Origin of the sequence: Mycobacterium sp. D16Q13, assembly GCF_002013375.1 — a bacterium.
Taxonomy (GTDB): domain Bacteria; phylum Actinomycetota; class Actinomycetes; order Mycobacteriales; family Mycobacteriaceae; genus Mycobacterium.
Window position 1 is genome coordinate 174,778 of sequence record NZ_MAEW01000018.1, and the last position, 16,887, is coordinate 191,664.

Consider the following 16,887-nt stretch of genomic DNA (forward strand, 5'->3'; position numbering starts at 1 on the left):
GCCCCTCGCTCGTGGTTTGTGCGGTCGGGTAAACATGACCCATGCACAAGGACGTGTCCTCTTCACCTGAAGGCCCCGCCGGCGAGGCGACGCTCGATGCTGACGCCATCCCGTCGAGCCTGTTGGAGTACCTCAACCACGAGCTGGGGGAGGAGGTCGCTGTCCGCAGGCTCTCCGCCGGACATTCGAATCTGACGTATGTGGTCACGGGAAGTACTGGTGCGCAGTGGATTATGCGGCGCCCGCCGTTTGGGCGGCTGCAGGCCGGTGCACATGATGTGATGCGCGAATACCGGGTGCTCGATGCGCTCAGTGCGGCGCGGGTGCGGGTTCCGCGCGTTACCCTGGCCAGCACCGATGCCGAGATCTTCGGTGCTCCGTTCTATCTGATGGAGCGTCAGGAAGGCGAGGTCATCAGGGACGTCTCGCCCGAATGGTTCGTCGGTTCGGCTCGACGGGAACTGGTGCTCGACCTCGCGGTCGCATTGGCGGAGATTCACAACGCAGATCCGGCGCGGTTGGTGGAGGCCAAGCTGGGGCGTGAATCCGGCTACCTGGCACGACAATTGAAGACGTGGGGCGCGCAGTGGGAGTCCATCAAGGAGTTGCCCACCGGCCGTGACCTGGAAGATCACACGGCTATTACCGAATGGCTCACCCAGAACTACCCGGGAGATCGGCCCGCGGCTGTGGTGCACGGCGATTACAAGCTGGACAACGTGCTGGTCGATGCGGAAACGGCGCGGATCACCGCGGTACTGGACTGGGAAATGGCGACTGTCGGCGATCCACTGGCGGACCTGGGTTACCTGCTGTACATGACCCCGCAGCCCGGGGGCGAGGTCGCCATGGCAGAGCTCACCGGGGCGGTGACCGCGCAGGAGGGTTGCCCCTCGCATGTCGAGATCGCAGAAGCCTATCGCGAGGCGCGAACCGGAGATCAAAGTTATTGGACACCAGAGGATTTGATCTACTACCAGGTTTTGGGTGGATGGAAGCTCGCCACGCTGCTGGAGGTGTCCTATCAACGGCATCTCGCCGGAACCACCGATGACCCCTTCTTCGCGGAGCTGGACGAGGGCGTACCGAGGCTGCTTTCGGTGGCTCGCAGCCTGATACCGACCACTGGTTAGCATCAACAAACAAACTCACCGACGAGAGGATCGCCATGGCCGACGAAGTCCTGATCGAACAGCGTGACCGTGTCCTACTGATCACCATCAACCGTCCGGACGCGCGTAACGCGGTCAACAGGGCCGTCAGCCAGGGGCTCGCCGCCGCCGCGGACCAGCTGGACAGCTCCGATGACCTATCCGTCGCCATCATCACCGGTGCGGGTGGAAATTTCTGCGCGGGAATGGATCTCAAGGCGTTCGTGAGCGGCGAAGCGGTGCTGTCCGAGCGCGGCCTTGGTTTCACCAACGTGCCACCGCGCAAGCCGATCATCGCGGCGGTGGAGGGCTTCGCCCTGGCCGGCGGCACCGAACTCGTACTGTCCTGCGATCTGGTGGTGGCCGGTCGGAGTGCCAAGTTCGGCATCCCCGAGGTCAAACGTGGTCTGGTGGCCGGCGCCGGTGGCCTGTTGCGTCTGCCGAAGCGAATCCCGTACCAGGTAGCCATGGAGTTGGCGCTCACCGGAGATTCGTTCACCGCGGAGGACGCTGCCAGGTACGGATTCATCAACCGGCTCGTCGACGACGGTCAGGCACTGGAGGCCGCGCTGGAGTTGGCTGCCAAGATCACTGCGAATGGGCCCCTAGCCGTCGCGGCCACCAAGCGCATTGTCATCGAGTCGGCGAGCTGGGCACCCGAGGAAGCCTTCGCCAAACAGGGCGAGATCCTCATGCCGATCTTCGTCTCCGAGGATGCCAAGGAGGGCGCGCAGGCGTTCGCCGAGAAGCGTGCACCCGTCTGGAAGGGCAAGTAGCCCTCTCGTATCTGTCGTCTCGACAAGGATCAGTGGCGCTCCCAGTCAATCGGCGTACTGTAGTTAGTTGTGCGAACTTTTCATAGGTAAAACCCCTTGACCTGCAGTTTTAGATGTACGCACACCTGACATACGCGTTTGATGGGAGACACTGCTGTGGCCAGAACCGAAGGTGACACCTGGGACATCGTGACGAGCGTGGGCGCGACCGCGCTCATCGTCTCTGCCATGCGTGCCGTCGAGGCGCGTAAGGCAGAGCCGCTTGCGCGGGACGACTATGCGCAGCACTTTGTGGCCGCGACCAAGACTGAGGCACCGATCTTCTCCGAGCTGCTGGAGGACCCCGCCGTCGCCCAGGAGCCCGATGTGCAGCTGTTCTCGAGCTATCTCGGGGCACGGACGAAGTACTTCGATGACTTCTTTCTGGCCGCCGGGGACGCGGGAGTCCGCCAGGCCGTGATTCTGGCGGCGGGGCTCGATGTTCGTGGATACCGACTGCCCTGGGCAGCTGGCACCACGGTCTACGAGCTTGACCTCCCGAAGGTGCTCGAGTTCAAGAGAAAGGTTCTCGACGAGCATGGGGTGCAGGCGACGGCCACTGTCCACGATTTGCACGTCGACCTCCGCGAGGATTGGCCCGCAGCACTGAGCGCAGCGGGATTCGATCACACCCAGCCCACAGCGTGGCTGGCCGAGGGGCTGCTTCCCTTCTTGCCCGGTGCCGCCCAGGACCTGCTGTTCCAGCGCATTGTCGACCTGTCCGCGCCGGGAAGCCGGGTCGCGGTCGAGGACTTCGGCGCTCCCGGCACCCAGGCGGATCGGATGTCGAACGCGATGGAGAACGAGGACGGCGCGCTACAGCGGATCTTCAAGAGCATTACCGAGGAAGATGCCGCCCCGTCGAGCCTGTGGTTCGGAGATGAGCGCGAGGATCCGGCGCAGTGGTTGACCAACCACGGATGGACCGTCGAGGCGACCACCGCCGGCGAACTTCTGAAGCGATACAACCGGGCTCCGCTGGCGGGCCAGCACGAACTCACCGACGCCATGGGACAAAGTCGGTACTTCACCGCGGTGCTCGGCGCGTAGGCATGGTGCGCACCGAGGGGGACTCCTGGGACATCGTGACGAGCGTGGGCTACACGGCGCTCGCGGTGGCGGCGGGACGCGCGCTCGACGCCAAGTTGGATCCGCCGCTGGCATATGACGAGCACGCCGCCGGTTTCGTCGCGGCGGCGGGCGCGCCGAAACTTGCCGCGGCGGTGGCCAGCGGAGATATGACGAGCGCCGCGGCCTTCAACGCACAGTGGGTCGGCGTGCGGACGCGATTTTTCGACAACTTCTTCGCCGATGCGGCAGGTGCCGGAGTGCGTCAGCACGTGATTTTGGCCGCCGGGTTGGATTCGCGCGCATACCGATTGCCGTGGCCCGCCGTGACTACCGTTTTCGAGTTGGATCAGCCGAAGGTGTTGCAGTTCAAAGATGAGGTCTTGCGGCGATCCGGGGCGCAGCCGAGTGCTATTCGGGTGACGGTGGCCGTCGACTTGCGGGACGATTGGCCGACCGCCTTGCGCGAGGCGGGTTTTGACACCGGTCAGCCGACGGGGTGGATTCTTGAAGGGCTGTTGCCCTATCTACCGGGTGCGGCGCAGGATGCTCTGTTCGAGAGGCTGAACGAGTTGTCGGCCCCCGGCAGCCGGGTGGCCGCCGAACTGGGTCCCAACCCGGGTGAGCTGGAGCGTCTTGCGGCTTCCATCGCGACGGCTGTTGACGACACCAGTGATGGTGAGGCACAACCGAATCTGCGTGACCTGTGGTTCGACGATCCGCGGGTGGACACCAAGGCCTGGTTGGCCGAGCGCGGTTGGACGGTTGCCGATGCCAACCTGATAGACGCCGCGGTGACCTACGGCCGGCCACTGCACGACCTGCCGCAAGCATTTGAAAAATTCCTGAGCACCAAGTTCTTTACCGCTATCCGAGACCATCCGAGAGGCTGAGATGACAAGCACCGACCAAGGAAACTGGACCCGCAGCGACGGCGACTCCTGGGACATCGTGTCCAGCGTGGGGTACACCGCACTCGGCGTCAGCGCGCAGCGCGCCGTGGAGAGCGAGCGGCCCGACGCGCTGATCGTGGACCAGTTCGCCAAGCACTTCGTGCTCGCCGCGGGCGAACCGCATTTGATCGACACGATTACCAAACGTGATGCGCCGCAGGCATCCCCGTTCGAGTATCTGCGCGGCATGGGCATGCGCAGCCGATTCTTCGATGAGTTCTTCCTCGACGCGGCGGCCGCCGGGATCAAGCAGGCGGTGATCTTGGCAGCGGGGCTGGACTCGCGGGCACATCGGCTTGCATGGCCCGCCGGTGTCACGGTGTACGAGCTGGATCAGCCGCAGGTGCTCGCCTTCAAGGACGGCGTGTATGCCGAGCAGGGCGCCGCACCGACCTGTGATCGCCGTGCCGTCGCCGTCGACCTGCGCGACGACTGGCCGGCCGCACTCACGGAGGCCGGATTCGATCCCAGCCAGCCCACCGCATGGTCGGCCGAAGGGCTGCTGCCGTATCTGCCTGCGACGGCGCAAGACCTGCTGTTCGAGCGGGTCGTTGAACTGTCCGCTCCCGGTAGCCGCGCCGCCATCGAGGGCCCGACGGGCACGCTCGGGATGAGTCAGTTCGCGAAGGTGGAGCAGAAGTACCGGTCCGAAAAGGACACCTTCGGCAAGATCGACATCACCGGATTGTTCTATGACGAGGAGAAGACGCCACCCATCGAGTGGTTCTCGGCGCGCGGATGGAACACCGAGGGGCTGAACATGTTTGATCTGGCCGACCGCTACGGCGTCGAGCATCCGGAAGTCCCGGAGGACATCCGGGAGCTGGCCGGCGCCATGCACTACCTGACTTGCTCCCTGCCTGCCTGAAAGGATTTATCAATGACCGATATTGCCGACAAGGATTGGTCGCGCAGCGACGGCGACTCATGGGACATCGTGTCGAGCGTCGGGTTCACGGCGCTGGGCGTGGCTGCGGCACGGGCGCTGGAGAACACGCAGGTCGACCCGTTGGTGCGGGACAGCTACGCGGAGCATTTCGTGCGTGCTGCGGGTGAACCGCACCTGATCGGGTTGCTGGACAATCCGGAGACGCAGAATCTCAACCCCACCACGGCGCTGCGGCAGATCGGATTGCGCAGCAAGTTCTTCGATGAGTTCTTTGTGCGTGCGACGAATTCGGGTTGCCAGCAGGCGGTGATACTCGCTGCCGGACTGGATGTGCGTGCGCACCGGTTGCCGTGGCCCGAGGGCACCAAGGTCTTCGAACTGGATCAGCCCCAGGTGCTGGGGTTCAAGGATCGCGTGCTCGACGAGCAGGGCGCCACAGTCACGAGTGATCGGCGCGAGGTCGCTATCGATCTGCGTGAGGATTGGCCCGCCGCCTTGCTTGCTGCCGGATTCGATCCGGAGGTTCCTACGGCATGGTCGGCCGAAGGCCTGATTGTGTATTTGCCTTCGGCGGCACAGGATCTGTTGTTCGAGAGGGTCGTGGCGCTTTCGGCGCCGGGCAGTCAGGTCGCGGTGGAAGCCACCCGGGGCAGGCCCAACATCGCCAAATGGGGCGAGGTCCAGAAGAAGTACGCGGACGACAACCATCCCATGTCCAAGGTGGACATCACCACGCTGTTCTACGACGAAGAGCGGGCCGATGTGGCGGAGTGGTTTGCCGCGCGGGGGTGGACGGTCCAGGGTGCACACGTTCTGGAATTGGCTGCCGAGTATGGCGTCGATATCCCGGAGCTGCCCGAGGAGGTCCTCGAACTGGTCAAGCAGGGCAACTACGTCACCGCCGTTTTGCCGAGCTAAGAGGCCTATCCTCAGGGACTGGCTGGGTGCGATGTTCCGGGCTAACATGCGGGAGGGGCATGTTCAGAGGGGGAACACATGAAAATCGACCCGGTAGCGACGGAAAAATGCGCGGCACAACTGGACGCGACGGATACGCATGTCGAGTTCGCCAAGGCGAAGCTACGCGCCACCGAGGGCAAGGATCTCGGTGATCTGACCGACGCCATGAATGCCGCGCGCAACCGGGTATCGGGTGCGCTGGGCACGGTTTCGGCTGTGCAGAAGGAGATTTCGCAGAACATCCGCACGTGCACCAAGGCGCTTGTCGAGATGGATCAGCGCAACGCGGGGAATCTCAGCGACGCCGGTATCAAGTTCCCGGTGCTCAACTAGGGCCGGTGCCTGATGACGCTGGGCGACACGCAAAAGCAGCTGGAGCAGGTAATCGCCGACCTGCGACAGATCGGTGAGATCAGTGTGAGCACCGTCTGGCCGATTGCCAGAAAGGTCGTTGCGGCGGTCCGCAAGGTCATCTCCGTGGCCACCGAACCCCCTCCGCCCGACCCGGAAACGGTGCGGGAGGTGGCGGCGCGCTGGCGGGAAATGGCGCCCGCCATGGGGGAGTGGCATGCCAACGATGTCCAGCAAGCGCAAAACACCATCCCCGAGTCGGTGTGGGGGCGGACGTCAGGTGATCCGTACGGTGAAACAACCGGGGACAAGGCCCGCACCAGCATCGCGAACTTCAAGACGCGATCCACCACCATCGGTCCGGCCGCGACCGGGGTCGCGAGTTCTCTGGATACCTTCGGTGGGTCGATGGAGAAGGCGCGCGATCGGTGGCACAACGCGTTCAATTCACTGAAGGACGACGTCGACTGGAACAACATTCCGAAGAACCCGTTCGATGCGATCCCGTATGTGCGCAAGCTCGTGGGCGACGTCGTGCATGGGGTGGAGGAGCTCGCCGGTGCGTACGGAGACGCCGATAAGGCGGTCAACACCGGCAAGGGTGAGCTCGGAAAGGCGTTGGAGGGCATCACATTGCCCGACCACACCTCTGTCGCGGCGGGTGCCATCGGTTCGGTCAACAATTGGTCGGACGTCAAGAACGACCCGGACGGGCACAAGGACGGAACCGGTTTGCGGCCGGGCGTCCAAGAACGTGCCGATGCCAATCTGGCGGCGATGAGTCCCGAGGATCGCGCCAAGGCGCAGGCGATGCTGGACGGCGCGAAGGACGAGGCGCGGCGGAATTGGATCATCGCGGCTCTCGCGCGGGGCACGGATGTTGGTACTTTGCAACGCTTCTCGGAAAAGTTAGCACTTATGGATGATCAACAGGTGCGTGAGCTTGACCCGGTGGAGTACGCCAAGAACCACCCGGAGATCTTGAAGCAGCCGGACGGCACCACGTGTGGGTCATCCTCGCTTGTCGTCGCCAAGATGATCAATGACCCTGTGTATGCCATGAAGATGCTTACGGGCTATGACGCAACGGGTTCCGTACCGCCGCATCCCGGCGAATCGATAAGCCCGGGGGAGGTCAAATCCAGGTTTGCGGACGAAGCAAAGAAGATGCATGACTTGACCAACAATGCGATTGTCCCCGGTTGGGGCACCAACTGGCCCGAAACTTTCGGTACCCCGCCTTATGGCGCGGCCGACGAGATGGGCAAACCCGGGGGTCCGGGTGTCCCGGGGAGTGCGTACGAATTCCAGGTGGCGAACCCGCTGGGTCCGTCCGGGGATTACCAAGCAATCAGTGCGGCCGTTCAGTCCGGCCAGTCTGTTCCGCTATTTGTTGGCAGCGGAGTCCACGGACACATCGTCCTGGTCACCGGTATGCAGGGCGACTCACTGGAAATCTACGAGCCCTCTTCTGGACAGAAGATGACAATCCCGAAGGATGATTTCGTCAACAACCGAATATCGTTTGGTGGCGAAACGCGCTATCGGCCCTGGGGTGAGGTGGTTCCGAAGTGAAGGTCCTACGACTTTCACCGGTGCTGTTGCTGGTTTTCGTGCTGGCCGCGTCGTGTCCTAAGCACCCCGAGACCTTCGAGCCGAACGCTGTGGACGCGGCGCGATCTACCCGGCTGGCGGCGGATGCCTGGCTTGCTCCCGCCAAGGTGTACCACGCCTCGTACAACGGGCTGAACAACATCTCACGTGAGTCGGTGGTCAGGACTGCGTCTTTCACACGCAGTGATCCATTGGACATTGTCACCCGAGAGACACAACAGGCCCTGCAGAACGGATGGGTACTGACCTATGCCCACTGCGGCTCCGTGGCGCGGCCCATGTCGTCGGTGAGTGCACCCCAGACCCTGTCTGGTGTTGAAGTCAATCTCGAGAAGTCGCCGACCGATCCTGAGAATGCCGCCATCGCACAGCTGACGGCTTACCGTGTCGATCCCGACCCGGACGGACAGGGGATGGTCAACATGGAGATCAACGCTTTCGCCCAGTATCACTCGGATAGAGGTTGGCCGAATCTGCCCGGCGTCGCGATTGACACCACGTGCCTGGCGATACCTGATGCGCCCACTGTCGGCTCCAATGCGACTTCGGCATTTCCGTTAGGCATTGTCCAGGGTGTTATGGGCGGACAGCCGCTGAACGAGAAGGGCGAACCTGACGGATCGGCGCGCTGACGCACGTTGCCTCAAACGCTGACAGTGCCAGACTGGGGTGTGTGAGCCAGAACCCGGAGAACACCAAGTACGTCGAGCCCGGCGAGTTCAAGCGGGACACCAACTACATCGACACCCGGATCACGGCAGACGGCCGCGATGGCTACTCCGTAGAGCCCGGCAGATACCGACTTGTTGCGGCACGTGCCTGTCCCTGGGCCAACCGGACGCTCATTGTCCGCAGGCTGCTTGGGCTGGAAAGTGCGCTATCGCTTGGACTCTGCGGGCCCACGCACGACAAGCGCAGCTGGACCTTCGATCTTGACCCGGGTGGGCTCGATCCCGTCTTGGGCATCCACTTCTTGCGCGATGCCTACCTCAAGCGGTACCCGGACTATCCGCGCGGTATCACCGTGCCCGCGATAGTTGAAGAGGCCACGGGCGAGGTGGTCACCAACGACTACGCGCAGATGACGCTGGACTTCTCCACAGAATGGACGGAATACCACCGGCCCGGCGCACCTGAGCTGTACCCGGAGGCGCTGCGCTCCGAAATCGACGAGGTGAACCGCCGCGTCTACACCGAGGTCAACAACGGCGTCTATCGCTGCGGTTTCGCCGGAGACCAGGATGCCTATGACGCCGCCTATGACCGGCTGTTCGTGGCACTGGATTGGTTATCGGAAAGGCTTGCCGGACAACGCTATCTCGTAGGTGACACCATCACAGAAGCCGATGTGCGGCTGTTCACCACCCTGGTCCGGTTCGATCCGGTCTACCATGGGCACTTCAAATGCAATCGCGAGAAGCTGAGCGAGATGCCGGTGCTGTGGGCTTACGCGCGCGATCTGTATCAGACACCGGGCTTCGGAGACACCGTCGACTTCGGTCAGATCAAGGAGCACTACTACGTGGTGCACACCGATATCAATCCCACGCGCATCGTCCCCAAGGGGCCGGATTTACGTGGCTGGAGCACCGCCCACGACCGCGAGGCATTGGGTGGTCGCCCGTTCGGTGGTGGCACTCCGCCGGGTCCGCCGAGCGAGTCGGAACGCGTGCCAGATTCCGCGCCCGCGTGCGCCGCACCAGTATTGAGGATGAAGTCAACATCTACGACGTTCTAGGTCGTTGCTTTGTGCACGCGCACGAACGTGGGCACTCCGGTTGGCGCGTGCGCCCATTCACATAGATATCCGAGGCGACGAAACTGGAATCGGTCGGGTAGTCGCTGCGGGGACCTGCAGTGACAGCAGAACTTTGAGCAGAAGGAAACCATGACAGACATCCAGCGCGTGACAGTTTTAGGCACCGGTGTGCTCGGCTCACAGATCATGATGCAGGCCGCCTACCACGGCAAAGCCGTCACCGGCTACGACATCTCCGAGGAGTTGCTAGCCAAGCTCCCCGACCGCTGGGAGTGGATGCGCGGCTACTACAAGCGCGATCTGCCCGACTTCGACCAGAAGCGCTTCGAGGAGGCGATCGAGTCCATCGCGACCACCACGGACATCGCCGCGGCGGTCGCCGACGCCGACATCGTGATCGAGGCCATCCCGGAGAACCTCGACCTCAAGAGGAAGGTGTGGTCGCAGGTCGGCGGGGCCGCCCCCGCGAAGACGATCTTCACGACGAACACCTCCTCGCTGCGGCCCAGCGATTTTGCCGACGCCACCGGCCGCCCGGAGAAATTCCTCGCCCTTCACTTCGCCAACCTGGTGTGGTCAAGCAACACCGGCGAGGTGATGGTCGCGGAGAAGACCGACCCGAAGTACTTCGACACAGTCCTCGAATTCGCCTCAGAGATTGGCCTCGAGCCGATTCCGGTGCGCAAGGAGACCCCGGGCTACATCCTCAACAGCCTGAGCATCCCGTTCCTCGGCGCTGCGGCCCGCCTCTACGTCGATGGCGTCGCCAACCCCGCTGACATCGACAAGGTCTGGCGGATCGCCACCGGTTCGCCCTCGGGACCGTTCGAGGACTACGACACGGTGGGTTTCAACGTCGCGCTCAACATCATCCGAAACGACAAGGACGACGAACGGCTGCAGAAGTTCGGCGACCTGCTCGAGAAGAGCATCGACGCCGGCAAGGCCGGCCTCGGCGACGGCGAGGGCTTTTTCACCTACGATTCCGACGGCAACCGCAAGCAGCCCGTCGAGGATTGGAAGCTGAGCTGACGGTTCAGCTAGACCGGCGACTGATCTGCAGCTGCCGCTGTGCGCGCTAGAGCGGCGCCCGACGCAGCGCACGAAGATCGGCGGTCTATATCCAGCAGGGGCGAGCTTCGTCTAAGTGCCTGGCGTTGCGGATGTCTCGGGCGGCGCTGGGGCTAGGTCTATCGGGAAGGCCGTCCACACTGGACCCCTGCGAGGCGGGCCGTGGACGTGGGATGCCGCAGTGGTCGTGTGCGCGGTTCTCGAGGATGCCCCGGCGGCTGCGGTCGACCGGGCGGCAGATCAGGGTGGGGTCAGGTCGACGCCGAGGATCGCGACGTCGACCTGACCCGCCTCGACCATTCGCGCGGCGACGCCGATGGCGTCCAGCGACGGGGCGCCCGCCGTCGACACCGTCAGCAGCGGGCCGTGGAGCGGGTCGCGCAGCGCGATATGCGCCGCTGCCATATTCGGCCAGGCCATAACTGCAGTTTGCGTGGGACCGCGCCGGGTCCGCCAGTGTCGAGCGCGTGGTGTTCGTCGCTGAGTGTGCGTGCTCCGGCCTTGCGGTGCCGATCACGACGGCGGTGCGCATGGGGTCGAGTCGGTCCTCGAATGTGTCTGCTAGAAATCGGCCCCGGCCTCATGTGGTGGGGTCGAGTGTGCCTTGTTCGCCGGTGGGCGCGAGGTGCAGGTTGGTGAGGGTGCGGGAGGTGCGGATGATGGTGGTGTCGCCGGGGGGATTCGTACTCCCGGCATCTGTGGTTTCTGCGTCCCCGGCCAGAGAACCGAACGCATCACCTCTACTTGATCCAGCACGACGATCCCCACCTACGGGAGCTGACCGCCTTCTGGGACCGGCTGCGTAAAGTCTCTTTAGCACGAGACGCCCACGCCGAGCGCAAACAGCAACTGGCACAACAGTATCGAGAAGATCGTGACGGATACACCGCGGCGAAAAGCAGCTTTGTGGCCGAGCTTTCTGCAGCAATCAGGTATCGAGATGAAGCCTCGACCCGAAGCCGACCGGGGCGACCAGGTCTGAGCCGTTCATTCTTTAGGATCGAGACTAGGTACGGCGCCCGTTCGGGGGAGTACCAGCATCAGCGAGACCGACAGACGTGATAACTGGGATGGCAGCCTTTTGAAGGGCACCGCCTGGCAATACGCGCGTTACCGTCCCGACTGCCCAGCGGTCGCCATCGAAGACCTGGTCGAACACGTGGGCTTAGACGGCGCCGGCCGTCTGCTCGACCTTGGCTGTGGGACTGGTCAACTCGCATTGCCGTTGGCAGGCCACGTTACCGAAGCGGTCGGCGTCGACCCCGAGGCCGACATGCTCACTGAAGCTACCCGGCAAGCACCCCGCGGAGCGGACATGGAACTCCACTACGCCACCATCTGGGGAAGCTGTATCTGGCGCACTTACCCTCCGTGACGCTCTGGCTCAGGGTGACTCACCTGGATTCCTGACCAGGACTACACCAAGTCCTATGATCGGGTGGGGCGACAGCGCAATATTCCCGGGGTCGCGGTGGGCACCCGCATGGCGGTGCCGCCAAATGGAGTGCCATGAACTGTTCTCTCCGCACTGTACGGCCCTCGGCTGTCCCCCAAGGCCATATCGTCGGGCAATAAAGCCAAGACTCAATACGAGAGCGTTGACGGCCGCCGGATCAGGAGTGCTGCTGCCGGTTCAGTAACCACCATGCGAGGACGAAGTCGCCGGTGTGATCGATATTCAAACCGGACAAGTCAGCGAATCGAGTAAGCCGATAGCGAATGGTGTTGCGGTGCACGAAAAGTGACTTCGCGGTCTCTTCTGCCTTTTGGTCGTGGGCGAGATATGCGGCGACTGTTGTGAGGATCTCCGCACCGGGGCGCCCCAAAGCACGGACCGGCTCGAGGTGCCTGGCATCCAGCTGCTCGGCGGCACCCTGGCCTTGCTCGAGTAGTGAAAGAGGCCCGAGATCAGACAGGTCGACCAAGCCACGCCGCCCATACCTGGTGGCAACCTCCAAGGCCTCCATTGCCAGCTGATAACCGCTTGATGCTTCGTGAGCCAACACCGGCGGGCTGATTCCGACCAGCTGCGCCACGCGCAACCGCGGACGATGCGGCAGTAACGCAACAATCTTGCCGTCGACCACAGCGTCGATCACTGGCATCGTGGCGGTCGCACCGCGACGTAGCCCCGCCACCAGATCCGAGGTGGACGCTGTGTCATCCCAATTCGCGCATGCGACATGGTACTTCGCGGACAGGTCGACGCGATGAAATTTCGCCTCAGCCTCCAGCGCCGGCCGCGACAGCGCACCGCCGACCAACCTACGGACGAAGTCGGCCCGACGGGCAGCGCCTGCGAGCGCACGCTCTTGCCCGACCGCGTGCACTGCGGCGGCATAATCGGTAGACAACTGCCAGGCGTAATCTTGCATCGCATCGATGTCGTCGGCAGAAATTCCGGCGGCCACCGCCTCCTGGCGCACGAGGGTGAACACCCGCCGCCCTGCGACCTGGAGGGTGTGCGCCACCAGATCGAGAGGAATCTCCTCATCGGCCCATCGCCGTGCGAGCTCGGTGAGTTCGCGCAGAGTCGCCACCTGATCTAGACCACGCCGCGATGCCACAATGAATGCGAGCGTGTCACGCGTACAGGTGCGGATCGCGTTTTGGTCTACCTGGTCATACACCGGAATGGTTTCCCGGTAATGCCGGGTCAAATCTGCCGCGATCGCATCCAGACGAGGCTCGATCCGGCCAAGTAAATCCGCGAACTGCTGGCGCGCGCGATCCTCATCATCCATTGCCACCGCCCGATTTTATGCCACTGCACAATCAGGTGGCATAAGCGTTGGACATCGGCCCATACCTTGATCTGGTTGTTGGGCGCAGGCTTGAACACATGAATCCCACGAGCGCCCATGTTGCGGTCATCGGCTCGGGTTTCGCCGGCATGTGCGCTGCAATCCAGCTGCGCCGAGCCGGTTTTGGTGTCACCATCCTCGAGCGCGCCGCTGCAGTGGGCGGTGTCTGGCGCGACAACGACTATCCCGGTGCCGCGTGCGACGTACAGAGCCACGTCTATTCCTACTCTTTTGAGCCCAATCCCGATTGGAACCACACCTTCGCCCGACAAGGCGAGATCAGGGCCTATCTGGAGAAAGCGGCCGACGACTACGGACTACGGCCGCATCTGCGGCTGAATACCTCGGTCGAAGAAGCACGCTGGGACGGCGCGCTGGCCCAGTGGCGATTTGCCACACCGAACGGCGAACTCGTCGCCGATCACATGGTGGTGGCCACCGGCGCCCTTGCTGACCCTGTCGTCCCACGACTGCCCGGACTGGACCGGTTCGATGGAGCGGTGTTCCACTCAGCGCGCTGGGATCACTCATTCGACCTGACGCCCAAACGAGTGGCAGTGATCGGCACCGGCGCCTCGGCCATTCAGTTCGTTCCCGCGATACAGCCGAAAATCAAGCAGCTCAAACTCTTTCAGCGCACCGCTCCGTGGGTGATGCCGCGCCATGACAGGCCGATTAGCAGGTGGACGAGGGCACTGTTCCACACACTGCCGGTGTTCCAGTCCGCCCAGCGCGTCCGCATCTTCCTTGAGCGTGAGCTGCAGGTGTACGCGTTTCGATTCCCAGTCGCGATGAAGTTCGCCGAACGAACCGCGCTCAAGCACCTCGAATCTCAGGTGTCCGACCCGGCTCTGCGCGCCAAGCTGACCCCTGACTACCGGTTGGGCTGCAAACGCATCCTGCTGTCCAATGAATACTGGGCGGCCCTCGACAAACCCAACGCAGACGTCGTCACCAGCGGCATCCGCGAAGTCACCGACAACGGCGTCGTCGACAACGATGGTGTGCTGCACGAGGTCGATGCGATCATCCTTGGCACTGGATTCAAGACCGACGGTCTGCCGCTGACCGACCGCATCTACGGATCACACGGGCGAACCATGGCACAGACCTGGCAAGACAGCCCACGTGCATACCTCGGCACCACAGTGGCGGGCTTTCCCAACGCCTACTTGATGCACGGCCCCAACATCGGGCTCAGCCACAACTCTGTCATCGAAATGTTCGAGAACCAGAGCGCTGACATCGTCGACGCGGTGCGCTACTGCCGTGACCACGGCCTGGCCCAAATCGAGCCGACGCTGCACGCACAGGCCGAGTTTGTCGACGAAGTCGACAAACTCACCCAGGGCAGCGTCTGGACATCCGGCGGCTGCACCAGCTGGTACTTGGATGCGACGGGCCGCAACAGCAATCTGTGGCCGTCCACCACCATCGCCTATCGACTCAAGACCCGGCAGTTTCGCCCCACGGACCACGCTCTGCCTGACGTATCGAAGGTGAACGCATGACATCGCCACACGACACCGTCGTGCTGATCCACGGACTTGGTAGCTCCCCCGCCGCGTGGAGCAAGATCATCCCGGCGCTACCCGGCGTGCGAACGCCGCGGTTGTATGGTCTGGCCAGTATCGACCTCGAAGCCCGGAAAATCGGCGCGACCCTCGATCCACGCAGCGGGCCGGTCACACTAGTGGGCCACTCGATGGGCGGCCTGGTCGCCACCGCGATCGCCGAGCAATTTCCCGGGTTGGTCGGCGACTTGATACTCATCAACACCCCTCCGACGCGGGCCAGCCGGACCAGTGCCCGCGGAGCACTCGAACGCGCGCTCGGGCTGCCCGCCGTCGGGCCGGCCATCTGGAGCGCCATGCCGGAATCGTTTGTGCGCAAAGGATTATCGACTGCATTTGCGCCCGGTTTCGCGGTGCCCGATGTCTTCGTGTACGACTTACGCGCTACCGGCCTGGACCGGTTTCTGCGCTCCACTCGCGCCATCGACGCCTACCTCGAACAGCGCCCGCTGCCGGAGCGCCTGACCGCGTTGGCCTGCCCGACGCATGTGGTATTCGGCCTGCGCGATCAGCGTGTGAATCCTGGCGCGGTCGATGACTACCGATTCGTCCCGCATCTTGAGGTGACGACTCTTCCTAACTGCGGCCACACCCCGTCCTGGGAACAACCCGAGGCCGTGACCACCGCGATCCTGCGGGCGATATCCCCCACACCGGAAGCGACGCCGTGACGCACCATCGAACCAATTCGAAACCACCAGGAGTAATGAAAACGCCCGAGCAAGACCGAATCGTCAAAGCGGGGCCCGCGGTTCTGCCTTGCATGCGGCCGACACCCGATCGGGCCGAGCGTAATGCCTTCTTCCCCTCGCGCCTCAGCCGCACGGTAGGTATTCCGAAGAAGACCGACTTCAGCGGAGCCGACTATCCCAACGCTTACACCGGCGGACGAGCGAAGATCTTGTTGATCGCGTCGGAGGAACGCTACATCCCCACTGCGAACGGTGCACTCTTTTCCTCCGGTAACCATCCCGTCGAGATGCTATTGCCGTTGATGCACTTCGCCGCAGCCGGTTTCGGCATCGACGTCGCGACTATCGCCGGGTACTCGGTGAAACTGGAGACCTGGGCGCTACCGAAGAAAGACAAGGCGGTCATGGCGGCGTTGGAGAAGTTCTGGCCGCAACTGGCCGCACCCTTGACGCTGTCGGAGGTGATCGAGAACCGCCTGGGTGATGCCTCCGATTACGCCGCGGTCTTCATACCAGGCGGGCATGGAGTTCTGGCCGCCATCCCGGAAAGCGAGCAGGTCGGCCAGGTGCTCAACTGGGCACTCGAGCACGACAAGTTCATCGTGTCACTCTGCCATGGCCCGGCATCCTTGATCACGATGGGCCTCGGGAAACCCGCGGGCCAGCATCCCCTCAAAGGCTACGAGATCTGCTCGTTTCCTGACGCCATGGATGAGGGCGACAACGTGAAATTCGGCTACCTACCCGGACAGCTGCCGTGGCTGGTCTCAAAGCGACTGCGGACGTTAGGGTTACGCGTAGTCAACCCGGAAAAGCTGACCGGCCAGGTCCACCGCGACCGCCGGCTGCTGACCGGCGACAGCCCACTGGCATCCAACGAACTCGGCAAACTCGCCGCGAACGTCCTCTTGTCCGAGGCCGACCTGTAGCACCTGACTTCGCATTCCCGTGAACGAGTGATTTTGATAGCCAACTAAATCTGGAACTAAATAGCAGCGGTAACAAGGTCGTCTGTGGTTGCGAGGAGCATGTGATGAGGGGATTCGATGGTCGTGGTGCGTTCCGTTCCCGACATATCGCCGCGAAAAGCGGTCGAAGCAAACGGTCGAGTGGCGGCGCTGGGCGAGTCCTCGGCACGTTGTGGATGCCGTTGGTGGCGCTGATCGTGATCGCGGTCGTCGCGTTT

17 protein-coding genes and 1 pseudogene are annotated in these 16,887 nt (G+C 63.2%); 16 read left to right on the top strand and 2 right to left on the bottom strand.

Features of this window, described 5'->3' with window-relative positions; translation table 11 throughout:
* Nucleotides 1-41: 41 nt before the first annotated feature.
* The 11 genes from B4400_RS19490 (at nucleotide 42) to B4400_RS19540 (ending at nucleotide 10,592) form a co-directional block, all read left to right on the top strand.
* Complete coding sequence (locus B4400_RS19490) at nucleotides 42-1,133, top strand: phosphotransferase family protein (protein WP_078312213.1); 1,092 nt, start codon at nucleotides 42-44, stop codon at nucleotides 1,131-1,133.
* Between the two features lie 35 nt (nucleotides 1,134-1,168).
* Nucleotides 1,169-1,927, top strand: a complete 759-nt coding sequence (locus B4400_RS19495) for a crotonase/enoyl-CoA hydratase family protein (protein ID WP_064409925.1) — start codon at nucleotides 1,169-1,171, stop codon at nucleotides 1,925-1,927.
* A 156-nt stretch (nucleotides 1,928-2,083) separates the two neighbouring features.
* Nucleotides 2,084-3,016 carry a class I SAM-dependent methyltransferase gene (locus tag B4400_RS19500; protein WP_078312214.1) on the top strand — a complete coding sequence of 311 codons (933 nt, stop codon included), beginning with the start codon at nucleotides 2,084-2,086 and terminating at the stop codon, nucleotides 3,014-3,016.
* Between the two features lie 2 nt (nucleotides 3,017-3,018).
* Nucleotides 3,019-3,927, top strand: a complete 909-nt coding sequence (locus B4400_RS19505) for an SAM-dependent methyltransferase (protein WP_078312215.1) — start codon at nucleotides 3,019-3,021, stop codon at nucleotides 3,925-3,927.
* 1 nt (nucleotide 3,928) lies between these two features.
* Complete coding sequence (locus B4400_RS19510; protein ID WP_078312216.1) at nucleotides 3,929-4,855, top strand: class I SAM-dependent methyltransferase; 927 nt, start codon at nucleotides 3,929-3,931, stop codon at nucleotides 4,853-4,855.
* A 12-nt stretch (nucleotides 4,856-4,867) separates the two neighbouring features.
* Nucleotides 4,868-5,794 carry a class I SAM-dependent methyltransferase gene (locus B4400_RS19515; protein ID WP_078312217.1) on the top strand — a complete coding sequence of 309 codons (927 nt, stop codon included), beginning with the start codon at nucleotides 4,868-4,870 and terminating at the stop codon, nucleotides 5,792-5,794.
* Nucleotides 5,795-5,872: 78 nt separating this feature from the next.
* Nucleotides 5,873-6,169: a hypothetical protein gene (locus B4400_RS19520; protein WP_078312218.1), complete on the top strand. Its 297-nt coding sequence runs from the start codon at nucleotides 5,873-5,875 to the stop codon at nucleotides 6,167-6,169.
* 12 nt (nucleotides 6,170-6,181) lie between these two features.
* Nucleotides 6,182-7,762, top strand: a complete 1,581-nt coding sequence (locus B4400_RS19525; RefSeq protein WP_078312219.1) for a hypothetical protein — start codon at nucleotides 6,182-6,184, stop codon at nucleotides 7,760-7,762.
* Nucleotides 7,759-8,433 carry a hypothetical protein gene (locus tag B4400_RS19530; protein WP_078312220.1) on the top strand — a complete coding sequence of 225 codons (675 nt, stop codon included), beginning with the start codon at nucleotides 7,759-7,761 and terminating at the stop codon, nucleotides 8,431-8,433. The genes B4400_RS19525 and B4400_RS19530 overlap by 4 nt, the downstream gene beginning before the upstream one ends.
* Nucleotides 8,434-8,474: 41 nt before the next feature.
* A complete protein-coding gene (locus tag B4400_RS19535) occupies nucleotides 8,475-9,539 on the top strand; it encodes a glutathione S-transferase family protein (RefSeq protein WP_078312221.1) in 1,065 nt (354 codons plus the stop codon).
* Nucleotides 9,540-9,689: 150 nt separating this feature from the next.
* Nucleotides 9,690-10,592: a 3-hydroxyacyl-CoA dehydrogenase gene (locus tag B4400_RS19540; RefSeq protein ID WP_078312222.1), complete on the top strand. Its 903-nt coding sequence runs from the start codon at nucleotides 9,690-9,692 to the stop codon at nucleotides 10,590-10,592.
* A gap of 279 nt (nucleotides 10,593-10,871) precedes the next feature.
* Here the strand turns inward: B4400_RS19540 and B4400_RS19545 are convergent, their stop codons facing one another.
* The gene (locus B4400_RS19545; protein ID WP_078312223.1) at nucleotides 10,872-11,051 is read right to left on the bottom strand and encodes a beta-ketoacyl synthase N-terminal-like domain-containing protein; all 180 of its coding nucleotides are present in this window, start codon (nucleotides 11,049-11,051) and stop codon (nucleotides 10,872-10,874) included.
* Nucleotides 11,052-11,324: 273 nt separating this feature from the next.
* Here B4400_RS19545 and B4400_RS25085 point away from each other — a divergent pair.
* Both B4400_RS25085 and B4400_RS25090 read left to right on the top strand, forming a co-directional pair.
* Nucleotides 11,325-11,693 (top strand): annotated as a pseudogene (locus B4400_RS25085) (GrpB family protein); the annotation flags it as partial.
* Nucleotides 11,694-11,790: 97 nt separating this feature from the next.
* Nucleotides 11,791-12,006 carry a class I SAM-dependent methyltransferase gene (locus B4400_RS25090; protein ID WP_353615266.1) on the top strand — a complete coding sequence of 72 codons (216 nt, stop codon included), beginning with the start codon at nucleotides 11,791-11,793 and terminating at the stop codon, nucleotides 12,004-12,006.
* Between the two features lie 238 nt (nucleotides 12,007-12,244).
* Here the strand turns inward: B4400_RS25090 and B4400_RS19560 are convergent, their stop codons facing one another.
* Nucleotides 12,245-13,375: a PucR family transcriptional regulator gene (locus tag B4400_RS19560; RefSeq protein ID WP_078312226.1), complete on the bottom strand. Its 1,131-nt coding sequence runs from the start codon at nucleotides 13,373-13,375 to the stop codon at nucleotides 12,245-12,247.
* A gap of 98 nt (nucleotides 13,376-13,473) precedes the next feature.
* On the opposite strand from B4400_RS19560, the gene B4400_RS19565 reads away from it, so the two are divergent.
* The 3 genes from B4400_RS19565 to hchA all read left to right on the top strand — a co-directional run bounded on the left by B4400_RS19565 (nucleotide 13,474) and on the right by hchA (nucleotide 16,630).
* The gene (locus B4400_RS19565; protein WP_078312227.1) at nucleotides 13,474-14,946 is read left to right on the top strand and encodes a flavin-containing monooxygenase; all 1,473 of its coding nucleotides are present in this window, start codon (nucleotides 13,474-13,476) and stop codon (nucleotides 14,944-14,946) included.
* The gene (locus tag B4400_RS19570) at nucleotides 14,943-15,680 is read left to right on the top strand and encodes an alpha/beta fold hydrolase (RefSeq protein ID WP_078312228.1); all 738 of its coding nucleotides are present in this window, start codon (nucleotides 14,943-14,945) and stop codon (nucleotides 15,678-15,680) included. Before B4400_RS19565 ends, B4400_RS19570 begins: the two co-directional genes overlap by 4 nt.
* 92 nt (nucleotides 15,681-15,772) lie before the next feature.
* On the top strand, nucleotides 15,773-16,630 hold the full coding sequence (hchA, locus tag B4400_RS19575) for a glyoxalase III HchA (RefSeq protein ID WP_078312249.1): 858 nt from the start codon (nucleotides 15,773-15,775) through the stop codon (nucleotides 16,628-16,630).
* The last annotated feature ends 257 nt before the right edge of the window (nucleotides 16,631-16,887 follow it).

What these genes read in the sequence shown, in the direction of transcription:
- B4400_RS19505 (WP_078312215.1), top strand. Translation starts at nt 3,019, where the DNA reads ATGGTGCGCACCGAGGGGGACTCCTGGGACATCGTGACGAGCGTGGGC.
- hchA (WP_078312249.1), top strand. Translation starts at nt 15,773, where the DNA reads ATGCGGCCGACACCCGATCGGGCCGAGCGTAATGCCTTCTTCCCCTCG.
- B4400_RS19510 (WP_078312216.1), top strand. Translation starts at nt 3,929, where the DNA reads ATGACAAGCACCGACCAAGGAAACTGGACCCGCAGCGACGGCGACTCC.
- B4400_RS19560 (WP_078312226.1), bottom strand. Translation starts at nt 13,375, where the DNA reads ATGGATGATGAGGATCGCGCGCGCCAGCAGTTCGCGGATTTACTTGGC.
- B4400_RS19545 (WP_078312223.1), bottom strand. Translation starts at nt 11,051, where the DNA reads ATGGCCTGGCCGAATATGGCAGCGGCGCATATCGCGCTGCGCGACCCG.
- B4400_RS19570 (WP_078312228.1), top strand. Translation starts at nt 14,943, where the DNA reads ATGACATCGCCACACGACACCGTCGTGCTGATCCACGGACTTGGTAGC.
- B4400_RS19540 (WP_078312222.1), top strand. Translation starts at nt 9,690, where the DNA reads ATGACAGACATCCAGCGCGTGACAGTTTTAGGCACCGGTGTGCTCGGC.
- B4400_RS19515 (WP_078312217.1), top strand. Translation starts at nt 4,868, where the DNA reads ATGACCGATATTGCCGACAAGGATTGGTCGCGCAGCGACGGCGACTCA.
- B4400_RS19525 (WP_078312219.1), top strand. Translation starts at nt 6,182, where the DNA reads ATGACGCTGGGCGACACGCAAAAGCAGCTGGAGCAGGTAATCGCCGAC.
- B4400_RS19520 (WP_078312218.1), top strand. Translation starts at nt 5,873, where the DNA reads ATGAAAATCGACCCGGTAGCGACGGAAAAATGCGCGGCACAACTGGAC.
- B4400_RS19490 (WP_078312213.1), top strand. Translation starts at nt 42, where the DNA reads ATGCACAAGGACGTGTCCTCTTCACCTGAAGGCCCCGCCGGCGAGGCG.
- B4400_RS19495 (WP_064409925.1), top strand. Translation starts at nt 1,169, where the DNA reads ATGGCCGACGAAGTCCTGATCGAACAGCGTGACCGTGTCCTACTGATC.
- B4400_RS19565 (WP_078312227.1), top strand. Translation starts at nt 13,474, where the DNA reads ATGAATCCCACGAGCGCCCATGTTGCGGTCATCGGCTCGGGTTTCGCC.